Genomic DNA, 12472 nt, shown 5'->3' with positions numbered 1-12472 from the left:
CGGTTTTCTTACAGCGCTTCGGCGCCGGAAATAATTTCAATCAGCTCGTTGGTGATCACGGCCTGACGCGAACGGTTGAACTGGATCGTCAGCTTGTCGATCATCTCACCCGCGTTGCGCGTCGCGTTGTCCATCGCGGACATCCGTGCACCCTGTTCAGACGCTCCGTTTTCGAGCAGAGCCGAGAAGATCGCGGTCGCAACCCCCTTAGGCAGCAGGTCGGCCAGAATGGCCTCTTCGCTGGGCTCGTAGTCGAATACCGCACCGCTGTCGTCACCCTCGGTTTCCTCAAACGAGGCTGGGATGACCTGCTGTGCCGTCGGAATCTGGGTCACAACGTTTACGAACTTCGAGTAGAAGATCGTGGCAACGTCGAACTCACCCCCGTCAAAGCGGGACAGGATGTCCTTCGCGATGTCTTGCGCGTTGGTGTAACCGATGCGCTTGACCTCACTCAGGTCGATATGTCCAACGAACAGATCGCCAAAATCACGCTTGAGCGCGTCGCGGCCCTTCTTGCCGACGGTCAAAACCTTGACTGTCTTGCCCTTCAGGCGCAGCTCTTCCGCTTTGACACGGGCCAGCTTGGCGATGTTCGAGTTGAAGCCGCCACAAAGGCCGCGTTCAGCTGTCATGACAACCAGCAGATGGACATCGTCACTGCCCGTACCACGGAGCAGCTTGGGGGCGCTGTCGCTGCCCCCGACCGAAGCCGCCAGCCCCGCCATCACGGCATTGAACCGCTCGGCATAGGGACGCGAGGCTTCGGCAGATTCCTGGGCGCGGCGCAGTTTTGCAGCCGCGACCATCTGCATGGCCTTGGTGATCTTGCGGGTCGATTTGACCGACTCGATCCTGTTTTTAAGGTCCTTAAGATTTGGCATATGCCCGCCTCTCCCTTAAGCGAAGGTTGCGGCGTATTCGTCCAGCGCAGCCTTGATCTTGTCGGAAGCGTCACCCTTGATCTTGGGATCTTCGTCCGTGATCCACTGAAGCAGATCCGCGTGTTTGCCACGCAGGTGCGCCAGCAAGCCAGATTCGTAACGGCCAACATCGGACACATCGATCTTGTCGAGGTAACCGTTGGTACCGGCGAAGATGACGCAGACGATTTCAGCGTTGGTCAGCGGCGAATACTGCGGCTGTTTCATCAGCTCGGTCAGACGTGCACCACGGTTCAGCAGCTGCTGGGTCGCGGCGTCGAGGTCGGAACCGAACTGCGCAAACGCAGCCATTTCGCGGTACTGAGCCAGCTCCAGCTTAACCGGACCAGCGACCGATTTCATCGAGTTGGTCTGAGCCGAAGAGCCCACACGCGAAACCGACAGACCGGTGTTCACAGCAGGACGGATGCCCTGGTAGAACAGTTCGGTTTCAAGGAAGATCTGACCGTCGGTGATCGAGATCACGTTGGTCGGAATAAACGCCGAAACGTCACCACCCTGAGTTTCGATAACCGGCAGAGCGGTCAGCGAGCCCGCACCGAAGTCTTCGTTCAGCTTCGCCGAACGTTCCAGCAGACGGGAGTGGAGGTAGAAAACGTCACCAGGATAGGCTTCACGTCCGGGCGGACGGCGCAGCAGCAGCGACATCTGACGATACGAAACAGCCTGTTTCGAAAGGTCATCATAGATGATCAGTGCGTGGCGGCCATTGTCACGGAAGTATTCGGCCATCGCGGTTGCGGCGTAGGGTGCCAGGAACTGCATCGGGGCCGGGTCGGACGCGGTTGCGGCCACAACGATCGAGTAGTCAATCGCACCGGATTCTTCCAGTTTCTTCACCAGCTGAGCAACGGTCGAACGCTTTTGACCGATCGCAACGTACACGCAGTACAGCTTCTTCGACTCGTCGTCGCCTGCTGCTTCGTTGTAGACTTTCTGGTTCAGGATCGCGTCCAGAGCAACGGCGGTTTTACCGGTCTGGCGGTCACCAATGATCAGCTCACGCTGGCCACGGCCGATCGGGATCATCGCGTCAACCGATTTCAGGCCGGTTGCCATCGGCTCGTGAACCGATTTACGCGGGATGATGCCCGGCGCTTTAACGTCTGCAACACCACGCTTGGTTGCGTTGATCGGGCCTTTGCCGTCCAGCGGGTTACCCAGACCGTCAACAACGCGGCCCAGCAGCTCGTCACCGATCGGAACGTCCACGATCGAGTTGGTGCGCTTAACAGTGTCACCTTCTTTGATGTCACGGTCGGAACCGAAGATAACGACACCGACGTTGTCGCTTTCCAGGTTCAGCGCCATGCCCATGATGCCACCGGGGAATTCGACCATCTCACCGGCTTGCACGTTGTCCAGGCCGTATACACGGGCAATCCCGTCACCGACGCTCAGCACGCGGCCGATTTCGGCCACTTCGGCTTCCTGACCAAAATTCTTGATCTGGTCCTTCAGGATTGCAGAAATCTCTGCAGCTTGGATTCCCATTTATCCGACCTCTTTCATTGCATTCTGTAGGGAGTTCAGCTTCGAACGGATCGAACTGTCGATCATTTTCGAGCCCACTTTAACGACAAGACCGCCGATGAGGCTTTCATCAACGGTCGCATTGATTGTTACGGTCTTGCCCACACGCTCGGACAGCGTCTTGGACAGTTTTTCCATCTGAGTTTTGGTCAGCGCCTTGGCCGACGCAACATCCGCGGTCACTTCACCGCGCTCATCCGCCAGCATGTCACGCAGGACCTGAATCAGTTGCGGAATAACAAACAGGCGGCGTTTCTCAGCCATCAGGCCCAGCGTGTTGCGCAGGATGGTGTGCAGACCCATCTTGTCGGCAATCGCGGTAATCGCTGCTTCCTGTTCGGAGCGCGAAACCAGCGGCGAGGCGATCAGGTCGCGCAAGTCGGCGCTTTCGCCCAGAGCTGCTGCCAGATCATTGATGCCGGTTTCCAGACCTGAAAGGTCATTATTCTCTTTTGCGATCTCAAAGATCGCGGTGGCATAGCGCTCGGCGATGCCTGTGGAAATCGAAGCTGGTTCGGACACGTCCACCCTTCCGATATTTTGGGCCCCGAATTCGCGTTGCGGCAGCTACCCCGGGGGCGTGAAGAAACCCCGGCCAGACGGTCGGGGATCAAAATCACCGGGGGTCTAGCAGAGCCGAACCCAGCTCGCAACATATTATAGTGGTGACGGATTTATCCACAATCTGTTTAAATTCATGCACTTAAGTTGAGTGCGACCCTTTTTATCAGCCGATCCGGTTGAAAAATGTTACCAACTTGCAGGTTTTTGCGATTCCTGTGACCTTTTTCCCGCATTTTTGGCCGCCGCAATACCGCTCCGGGGCACAAAGAGATCAGGCAGGCTTTAGCAACCCATCCAGCGCTTTGATCGGGCGTTTTTCAGCGTCCTTGGTCACGGTGCCACTGGGAGGCCGGATGAGTTTACTCACCTCGACCATCAACACGCCACCTGCCATCACAGACGGAATGCGCTGGCCTGTTCTCTCAATCAGGTTCCCGGATTTCAGCCAGAACCGGCGGAATGACGGAGGCATATAGAGCGCGGAACAATGGTTCTCGGGCACGAAGTGATGCGCTTTGAGCTGCTTCTCAAGCTGACTGGCAGTATAAGGATGACCAAAGCCAAAGGGTGTCCGATCAGACCTGGACCAGAGGCCACCCCGGTTTGGCACGATGAACATAGCCTTGCCTCCCGGCCCCAGAACGCGCCAACACTCATCAAGCAATTGGCTTGGTCTTTCTGAGTTCTCAAGCCCGTGCATGACGACCAGCTTGTCTACATGCCCGGTTTCAATCGGCCACATCGTCTCTTCGGTGAGGACCGAGACGTTGGGCATACCTGCGGGCCAGGGCATTACCCCCTGCGGGCCAGGCATCAGGCCAATCACTCGACGGGCATCAGCCAGATATGGACGTAACAAAGGGACGGCAAAACCAAATCCAGCGACCGTCTGACCTTTGGCTTCGGGCCATAAATCGATCAACCGACCGCGAATGGCCGCCTGCGCCGCCCGCCCCAGCGTGCTGCGGTAGTAAAAGTTCCTCAGATCCTGCACATCAAGATGCATTGCGGACACCCGGTCAATCGGCTTAGCTGGGCGCAGTCTAGCAACGAAAGGGCAAAAGGCCATGCCTCTTGAGATCGTCACAATTCCTTGCCTCAGCGACAATTACGCCTTTCTGGCCCATGACGCCACCAGCGGCGAAACCGCACTGATTGATGCCCCCGAAGCCGGGCCGATTCTAGCGGCCCTTGAAAAGCGTGGTTGGCAACTGAGCCATGTTCTGCTGACGCATCACCATTGGGATCATGTGGATGGTCTGGCCTCCATCCTGGAGAAACACCCCGCAAAAGTTGTTGGGGCGGCGGCAGACGCGCATCGTCTGCCTCCTTTAGACTTGCAAGTTTCCGAGGGCGATACATTCGAGGTTGGCGGTGAACCGGTCGAGGTGCTGGATGTTTCGGGCCACACTGTCGGTCACGTTGCATATTACATGCCCAAAAGCAGCGTCGTGTTCACAGCCGACAGCCTGATGGCGCTGGGATGCGGACGCCTGTTCGAAGGAGATGCCGCACAGATGTGGGCCTCGCTCAGCAAACTCGCTGCCCTGCCGGATGATACGCTGGTCTGTTCAGGTCACGAGTACACGCAATCCAACGCCAGATTTGCCGTCACGGTCGATCCCGACAACCCCGACCTTAAGAAACGTGTCGCCGATATCGATCGCGCACGCGCTGCCGGAGAAGCGACCGTGCCGTCATTACTGGCCCTGGAAAAGTCAACAAACCCGTTTTTGCGTGCCGCTGACCCGACGATTCTGGCGTATTTGGGGATGGAGGGCGCGGACCCTGCAGACGTATTTGCAGAAATCCGGTCTAGAAAAGACCGGTTTTAGGGCTTATTTGACGCTCCTCACGGCCACGGTCACGGGAAATGTGACTGTCAAGTGAAAGAAAACCCTTGAAGCCGGGGCGCGATCAACCAAACTCTAATAGTATGAGGACATGGTTGGGATGGGGATCCTGCCGATACTCGACCCCCTTCCGGCCCAATACAGAGGAGCACCCGCGTGCCTTCATTCTCGAGCACATTAGAACAAGCCATTCACGCGGCCCTGGCGGCAGCGAATGAAAGGCGTCATGAATTCGCAACGCTTGAGCATCTGCTGCTTGCGCTGCTGGAAGAGCCGGATGCGATCCGCGTCATGAAAGCCTGCAGTGTCGACCTGGACGAACTACGCAGTACATTGGTCGAGTTCATCGATGAGGACCTGTCAAATCTGGTCACCGATATCGACGGCTCTGAAGCGGTTCCAACCGCTGCCTTCCAGCGGGTCATTCAGCGCGCAGCAATCCATGTTCAAAGCTCAGGCCGTACAGAAGTCACCGGCGCCAACGTTCTGGTGGCAATCTTTGCCGAGCGGGAAAGCAATGCGGCCTATTTTCTGCAGGAACAGGATATGACCCGCTATGACGCGGTGAATTTCATTGCGCATGGAGTGGCGAAAGATCCGGCCTATGGCGAAAACCGCCCTGTGACGGGTGCCGACCAGGTCGAGGACGAAGCGCAACCTGCCGCGAGCGAATCCGAACAGAAAGAGAGCGCCCTCGGTAAGTACTGCGTGGACCTGAACGCTAAGTCTCGCGCAGGTGACGTTGATCCACTGATCGGTCGCGCCTCGGAAGTCGAGCGCTGCATCCAGGTGCTGTGCCGCCGCCGCAAGAACAACCCGCTGCTGGTGGGTGATCCAGGTGTTGGCAAGACTGCGATTGCCGAGGGTCTGGCCCACAAGATCGTGGCCGGTGAAGCACCCGATGTACTGTCCAACACCACGATCTACTCGCTGGACATGGGCGCCTTGCTAGCTGGCACCCGCTACCGCGGTGACTTTGAAGAGCGCCTGAAAGCGGTGGTGACCGAACTTGAGGATCACCCGGATGCGGTGCTGTTCATCGACGAAATCCACACCGTAATTGGTGCAGGTGCCACTTCCGGTGGCGCAATGGATGCGTCGAACCTGCTGAAACCTGCCCTGCAGGGCGGTAAGCTGCGCACCATGGGTTCTACCACGTACAAAGAGTTCCGTCAGCACTTTGAGAAAGACCGCGCGCTCAGCCGCCGATTCCAGAAGATCGACGTGAATGAGCCTTCGGTCGAGGACAGCGTGAAAATCCTGCGCGGCCTCAAGCCGTATTTCGAAGAGCATCACGAGATCAAATACACTGCAGATGCGATCAAAACCGCCGTGGAGTTGGCCGCGCGATATATCAACGACCGCAAGCTGCCGGACAAGGCGATCGACGTGATTGACGAGGCCGGTGCCGCACAGCATTTGGTCGCAGAAAGCAAGCGCCGCAAGACCATCGGTGTGAAAGAGATCGAGGCCGTCGTTGCCAAGATCGCGCGCATTCCACCCAAGAACGTCACCAAGGACGATGCCGAGGTTCTGAAAGATCTCGAAGCTTCACTGAAACGGGTGGTGTTTGGTCAGGATGAGGCCATTGAAGCGCTGTCCAGCGCGATCAAGCTGGCCCGTGCCGGTCTGCGAGAGCCTGAAAAGCCAATCGGCAACTACCTGTTCGCCGGTCCGACCGGTGTGGGTAAAACCGAGGTGGCGAAACAGCTGGCCGATACGCTTGGTGTGGAACTGCTGCGTTTTGACATGTCGGAGTACATGGAGAAGCACGCGGTTTCCCGTCTGATCGGTGCACCTCCGGGTTATGTCGGGTTTGATCAGGGCGGTCTGCTGACCGATGGTGTCGACCAGCACCCGCATTGTGTGCTGCTGCTAGACGAGATCGAGAAAGCGCACCCTGATGTGTTCAACATCCTTTTGCAGGTGATGGACCATGGCGAACTAACCGATCACAATGGCCGCACTGTGAACTTCCGGAACGTGGTGCTGATCATGACCTCGAACGCAGGCGCACAGGAACAGGCCAAGGCCGCCATCGGCTTTGCCCGTGATCGCCGCGAAGGTGAGGATACCGCCGCGATTGAACGCATGTTCACGCCGGAATTCCGTAACCGTCTGGACGCAGTGATCTCGTTCGCGCCGCTACCGAAAGAGGTCATCCTGCAGGTGGTCGAGAAGTTCGTACTGCAGCTTGAAGCACAATTGCTGGATCGCAATGTGACCATCGACCTGACACCAAAGGCCGCCGAGTGGCTGGCCGACAAAGGCTATGACGACAAGATGGGTGCGCGACCACTGGGCCGTGTCATTCAGGAACACATCAAGAAGCCTCTGGCCGAGGAGCTGCTGTTCGGCAAGCTGGCCAAAGGCGGTGTGGTCCGCGTGTCTGTGATGAAAGGCGAGTTGAACTTGGAAATCCTCGGCCCTGATCAGCCGCGTATTCCTGGCGACAAGCCGCCATTGCTTACCGCAGATTGATTGCGCAACGTTTCAAACAGAAAACCCGCCTATCAAGGCGGGTTTTTTCGTCTGAGGCCAACAGCATGATTGCATGGCGGAACTAAGGGCGGGTTTGGGCCAGAGAACCCGACGACATTAGCGGATGCGTGGCTGACTGTTTCGCACCGGGCAAGGCACCGGTAACTGCTGTGATTGGCTGCCCTGTGCCGCGATATAGGCCGACAGGATGCTGTGCGCATAGCGCGGCCCATTAACCCCCTGAGACAGGGCAGACAGGATCGCAATGCCGACATCACGTGCTTTGCGAAACCGCCCAGCCTTGGTGGGCACAAAATACTCAAAATCTATGAACCGAATCTGGCGCCCGCTCCAGCACATATCTCGAAAGGCCGGGCGCCCATGTGCCAGATTTACAGAGTGTAAACGCGCCAAGGCCTGCCCAGCGGCGCGGCACGCTTTGAGTTTGTCCGCGGTCGTAACGTTTGCTTTCTTACAAAGCTTGGTCAAGCTGGTGCCGGCGTCTTCAACCGCTATAAAATCCGAGCCTTCCGCTAATATCCTCGGTACAGCCGCGCCGCGACTCCAAAGAAAACGATGAGACCGCCGATCTCGGTCAAACGCCTGTTCAGGCTTGCCCTTGACCAACCAGAGGTGCGGCGCAAAACGCTCAATGCGTTTTAGCCAAAACCGGGTGCCTCGTTGGGACTGGCAAAGAGTCACACGTTGATATGGCGCGCGCAACGCCTCATCCACTGAATTGTGTATCTCAGCCTTCTTGTCCGTCACGTTCTGCTCCAATTAACCTCAGGTAATAGATAGGAATTCCGCGCGTACATTTCACCTTATGCGGATCAACATTCCGGTCGGTTCCGATCATTTTTTGCAATTTAGGATGTGGCATTGGTCAATACCGCTTGGTGAGGTTCAATTCGGTCCGAGTGTATTGCGCGCAAGCCTTGGTTGGTTTGGTCCGAGCGTCGGTGAAGGAAGCCGAGTTAATCCAGAAACCCAAAGCCCTGGTCGGCAGCAAAGTGTGCCCCCCACCCTCCACTGTTGGCAGCAGTCTGACACAAATGATGTCCTGGCGAATCTGATCGCGCCGTTGCTCTGTAACCGGGCAATTATGCATTTGCGCAGGCGCAGGACACATATTTCGACGGAATGGTTCTCCCCTCGCGTTTCATAGTTACGTTTGAAACGCGAAAGGGAATTTGATGACCAAGACCGTCGCTATTTGGAGTGCTGCTTTCGCCCTGTCAGCCATCGCAGCCATTGCCACCGCTCAGCACAGATTTCGATATCACGACGAAACGAAAACCCGGCCCCTGAATTTAGTGGCTGCCACTGTCGATCCGGGCGCCAGTACCTCTGAGATTTCCGAGACCCGCAAAGCTCTCCGCGTCTCGGCAAATGGAATTCCCGACCATCTTGTCGGGCGCTTTCCCAACCGGGGTAACCCACACAGTATTTCCGCGCAGAATGTAAGCTTGAAGGTACCGGCCAACCCAAAGCCCAAGGGGACAGTAACGCCGCTTGAACTGGGCTGGAACTTTGGCGTGTCACTGAACGGTGTAGTGTTCGATCCGCTGGCAGCCGAGTTTTGGCACGGTGATCCCAGATCGGGTTGGTCCTACAATGCATTGGGCGGTGCGATCGCGCTGGGGCTTGATGAGAACCATGCGCACGTTCAACCAAACGGGAAGTACCATTACCACGGCATTCCGACGGGTTTCATTGAACTGCTGGACTATTCATCGGACAGGCACTCTCCACTGATCGGGTTCGCCGCAGACGGTTTCCCGATTTACGCAATGACAGGCGTTGTGAACGGGAAGGTGACGGAAATGACGTCGTCCTATCGTTTGAAAAGCGGCAACCGTCCAGGGGGTCGCGCACCCGATGGCAAGTACGATGGCACTTTCAACGAGGATTTTGCCTATGTTCCCGGGCTCGGAACTCTGGACGAGTGCAATGGCACATTCACCATTTCTCCCGAGTATCCGGAGGGAACCTACGCCTACTTTCTGACCGAGGAATATCCGGTCATACCTCGGTGCTTTGCCGGTTCACCAGACAAAAGTTTTCGCTTCGGACGGCGCTGACCGACCCACGCATTGGTTAGCGAGTTCTGACGTTATCTTTCGGTGAGTTTCAGCTCGATCCGCCGGTTTTGCGCCCGTGCCTCCGGTGTGTCCGCCGGGTTGACGGGCTGGAACTCACCAAAACCGTTCGCAGCAAGCCGATTTGGCGGTATCCCCAGCGCGTCGACCATATAGCGCACCACGGACAAGGCGCGGCCCTGACTCAATTCCCAATTGTCGCGATAGCGGCCGGAACCGGCCAGAGGAACGTTGTCCGTATGACCATCGACCCGGATCACCCAGTTCAGACCCTCGGGGATTTCGGCAGCAACACTGCGCAGGATCTCGGCGACCTTCGCAACCTCCTGGCGCCCTTCCGGGGACAAGACAGCCGAGCCTGTATCAAACAGGACCTCGGATGAGAAAACGAACCGGTCGCCTTCGATACGGACACCTTCCTGATTACCCAGAACGTCCCGAAGTCGGCCAAAGAACTCGGACCGGTAACGTTGCAGGTCTTCGGCCTGAGCAGTCAGCTCCAGATTCTGCCCCGCCAATGCTTCGGCTTCTGCCTCCAAACGAATTCGCTCAGCCTCTTCCAACAGACGGCGTCGCCGTTCCTCGGATGCAGCGCGAGCCAACGCAGCATTCAGGTCCTGTCCAAGCGTCTGGATCTGAACCTCAGCCGCAGCATTGCGATCCTTGTAGTCATCCAACAGCGCTTGCAGCGATCCCAGTTGGCCACGCAATGCTGCGATCTGCTGGTTCAGCAGAGCCGTTTCGCGTTGCGCCTTTGCCGAGATTGCCTTTTCGGCAGAGATTGCCTCGCGTGCAACAGCCAGAAGCGCTTCGCGTTCTTCGGCCAGTGTTCTCTGAGATTGCGCCTCAAGCTGTGCCTGTGTCTGCGCTTCCAGCGCCGCCCTCAGCTGCGCCTGCAGCTCTTCGTTATCCAGCGCTCCAAACTGACGCTCAAGCTCGGCCCGGGCCGCTTGTGCAGCAGCCAGCAGGGTCAGGGTTTCCTCGGCCTCTTTACGCTGGGCTTCCAACGCCAGCGTCATAGCGGTCAGCTCCGCATCGGCATCCTGCAATCTGTTGCGCAGGTTTTCGGCTGCGGCAGCCTCGGCCAGCCTTGCGGCCTCTTCATCGCTGAGCTGTTGTTCAAGTGCCGTAATCTGGGCTGCACGGTCTTCACCGCTTTGTTCAAGATCAGCAACCAGAGCCTCCAGTGCCTCGCGCCGAGCGGCAGCAAGGCGTGCGGCTTCGGCCTGAGCATCAATCTCATCCCGGCTTTGAGCCAGGGCAAGATTCAGAGCCTCTTGTTCGCTCAGAAGCTGCTCGCGCTGTGTTTCGAGGGCTTCGATATCGCCAAGTGCACGTTCCTGATCCGCCAGCAACGCGGCGACCTGCGCCTCAAAATCCGTAATGCGAAGCTGCGCCTCATCCAGCGCGACAGCCTGCCTGTCCCGCTCTACCGTAAGCGACGAGATCAGAGCCTGCGCCTGCGTCAGATCGCTTTCGGCCTGAGAAAGCGTCGTGTTCAACGCCCCGAGCCGGGCTTGCAGCCGGGTGTTTTCGCGTTCTTCCAGACCGAGGGCCGCTGCAAGGGCCGAAACCTCGTCAGACAAGGCGGTCAGTTCATCCTCTTGTCCGGAAATCGTTTCGCGCAGCACGAACTGAACCACCATGAAGATGGTCAGCACAAATGTAAGCACCATCAGAAGACCCGTCATCGCATCCACGAATCCGGGCCAGACAGAGCCCTGAAAACGTTGACCGGTACGCCGGGACAGTGCCATCCGTTACTCTCCCTCGGATGTCGTGCGAACGGCACCGCGTGGCAGGGTTAGCGCCTTGACCAGCAGTTCGAAATCCTTGCGCAATTCGTTCATGCTGTCCTGTCGCCCTGCAGAAATCTCTTCGAGAATACGTAGCAACTGAACGTCCATTGAACGCAGGCGCATCCGGCTTTCTGCATCGATCCCTTCGCCTGCACCATGTTCGCGCATGTGATCCAGCAGGGCGTCCTGACTCAGCGCTACCCTTTCGAGCGCCGCTGTCACGCCTTCGCCTTCGGACTGACGTTGGTTCATATCGCCAATCACGTTCACCAACTGTCCCAGCTTGGCAGAAACCTCTGCTCTTTCCTCCTCCTGCGCTGAGAACAGATCCTGCAGCGCATCCATCTGTTCGGACATCGCATCCAGAACCGGCGTCAAAACCGCCAGTTCTGCACCACCTTCATCGCCCGAAGAAAATCCGACGCGGGTGATCGTCGACAGCCATTCCTCAAGCTCGCGATAAAAGCGGTTCTGTCCATGTCCTGCAAACAGCTCGAGCAAACCAACAATCAGCGATCCGGCGAGGCCCAGCAGTGACGATCCAAAGGCCACGCCCATGCCTTGCAGCTGGGCTTCAAGCCCTGTCATCAGACGGTTGAATACCGCCAGCCCTTCCTCACCTTCCTGTGGGTTCAGGCTGCGGATCGTGTCAACGATGGCAGGAACCGTTGTGGCCAGACCAAAGAAGGTGCCCAAAAGGCCAAGGTAGATCAGAACGTTCGTGATATATCGCGTGATCTCACGCTCTTCCTCGATTCGTTCAGCGACCGAATCCAGAATTGATCGGGTAGAGGTCGAGCTGATTTGCGAGCGCGCCCCGCGCGAGCGCAGCAGCGATGCGAGCGGTGCCAGCAACTGCGGCGGGCTGGTGTCATCTCTTTCGACACCGCCGACAAACGCTTCGATCCAGCGAACTGATCCGATTAGCTGGGTCACCTGATAGAAACAGGCGAATACGCCGATGACGAAGACCAGCAGGATGAAACCGTTCAGGTAGGGATTCGCGTAAAAGACGGGCAGCACATAAGGCAGCGCCATAAAGACCCCAAGGCCCGACAAGCCAATTGCGATCAACATCATCACGATCTGACGAATGGGATGCGAGAATTGCGGTCTCGCGCCCTGCTGTGCCTGCGCCATGCGCGTCATTCCTGGTATTGCCTGCTCTGAGGCAAACCTACCGAATTAACAGTCGC

Annotated in this window: 10 protein-coding genes; 3 read left to right on the top strand and 7 right to left on the bottom strand. The window is 57.6% G+C overall.

Annotated elements, in window-relative coordinates; translation table 11 throughout:
- Positions 1–8 precede the first annotated feature (8 nt).
- The 4 genes from ACR0CW_RS01135 to ACR0CW_RS01120 form a co-directional block, all read right to left on the bottom strand.
- On the bottom strand, positions 9–884 hold the full coding sequence (locus ACR0CW_RS01135) for a F0F1 ATP synthase subunit gamma (RefSeq protein WP_155144879.1): 876 nt from the start codon (positions 882–884) through the stop codon (positions 9–11).
- A 15-nt stretch (positions 885–899) separates the two neighbouring features.
- Positions 900–2438 carry a F0F1 ATP synthase subunit alpha gene (atpA, locus tag ACR0CW_RS01130; protein WP_480786535.1) on the bottom strand — a complete coding sequence of 513 codons (1539 nt, stop codon included), beginning with the start codon at positions 2436–2438 and terminating at the stop codon, positions 900–902.
- A complete protein-coding gene (locus ACR0CW_RS01125) occupies positions 2439–2999 on the bottom strand; it encodes a F0F1 ATP synthase subunit delta (protein ID WP_209016103.1) in 561 nt (186 codons plus the stop codon).
- A 313-nt stretch (positions 3000–3312) separates the two neighbouring features.
- On the bottom strand, positions 3313–4047 hold the full coding sequence (locus tag ACR0CW_RS01120) for a class I SAM-dependent methyltransferase (protein WP_480786534.1): 735 nt from the start codon (positions 4045–4047) through the stop codon (positions 3313–3315).
- 61 nt (positions 4048–4108) lie between these two features.
- On the opposite strand from ACR0CW_RS01120, the gene gloB reads away from it, so the two are divergent.
- Together gloB and clpA are read left to right on the top strand one after the other, a co-directional pair.
- Entirely contained in the window at positions 4109–4876 is a 768-nt protein-coding gene (gene gloB, locus ACR0CW_RS01115) for a hydroxyacylglutathione hydrolase (protein ID WP_155144883.1), read from the top strand.
- 174 nt (positions 4877–5050) lie between these two features.
- Positions 5051–7375 (top strand): ATP-dependent Clp protease ATP-binding subunit ClpA, encoded by a 2325-nt coding sequence (gene clpA / locus ACR0CW_RS01110; RefSeq protein WP_170331383.1) that lies wholly within the window; start codon positions 5051–5053, stop codon positions 7373–7375.
- Positions 7376–7492: 117 nt separating this feature from the next.
- Here the strand turns inward: clpA and ACR0CW_RS01105 are convergent, their stop codons facing one another.
- Positions 7493–8143: a phosphotransferase gene (locus tag ACR0CW_RS01105; protein WP_480786533.1), complete on the bottom strand. Its 651-nt coding sequence runs from the start codon at positions 8141–8143 to the stop codon at positions 7493–7495.
- Between the two features lie 428 nt (positions 8144–8571).
- Between ACR0CW_RS01105 and ACR0CW_RS01100 the strand changes: the two genes are divergently transcribed.
- Complete coding sequence (locus ACR0CW_RS01100) at positions 8572–9459, top strand: YHYH protein (protein ID WP_480786532.1); 888 nt, start codon at positions 8572–8574, stop codon at positions 9457–9459.
- A gap of 32 nt (positions 9460–9491) precedes the next feature.
- On the opposite strand, the gene ACR0CW_RS01095 is transcribed toward ACR0CW_RS01100, so the two are convergent.
- Entirely contained in the window at positions 9492–11234 is a 1743-nt protein-coding gene (locus ACR0CW_RS01095; RefSeq protein ID WP_480786531.1) for a peptidoglycan -binding protein, read from the bottom strand.
- A gap of 3 nt (positions 11235–11237) precedes the next feature.
- Complete coding sequence (locus tag ACR0CW_RS01090) at positions 11238–12416, bottom strand: biopolymer transporter ExbB (protein ID WP_155144887.1); 1179 nt, start codon at positions 12414–12416, stop codon at positions 11238–11240.
- Between the last annotated feature and the right edge of the window lie 56 nt (positions 12417–12472).

This window comes from Ruegeria sp. CH6 (assembly GCF_056537005.1).
This window is presented reverse-complemented; position numbering and strand designations above follow the sequence as displayed.

Bases quoted from the DNA above. Each gene is read 5' to 3' on its own strand.
- ACR0CW_RS01135 (WP_155144879.1), bottom strand. From the start codon at position 884: ATGCCAAATCTTAAGGACCTTAAAAACAGGATCGAGTCGGTCAAATCG.
- atpA (WP_480786535.1), bottom strand. From the start codon at position 2,438: ATGGGAATCCAAGCTGCAGAGATTTCTGCAATCCTGAAGGACCAGATC.
- ACR0CW_RS01120 (WP_480786534.1), bottom strand. From the start codon at position 4,047: ATGCATCTTGATGTGCAGGATCTGAGGAACTTTTACTACCGCAGCACG.
- gloB (WP_155144883.1), top strand. From the start codon at position 4,109: ATGCCTCTTGAGATCGTCACAATTCCTTGCCTCAGCGACAATTACGCC.
- ACR0CW_RS01100 (WP_480786532.1), top strand. From the start codon at position 8,572: ATGACCAAGACCGTCGCTATTTGGAGTGCTGCTTTCGCCCTGTCAGCC.
- ACR0CW_RS01095 (WP_480786531.1), bottom strand. From the start codon at position 11,234: ATGGCACTGTCCCGGCGTACCGGTCAACGTTTTCAGGGCTCTGTCTGG.
- ACR0CW_RS01090 (WP_155144887.1), bottom strand. From the start codon at position 12,416: ATGGCGCAGGCACAGCAGGGCGCGAGACCGCAATTCTCGCATCCCATT.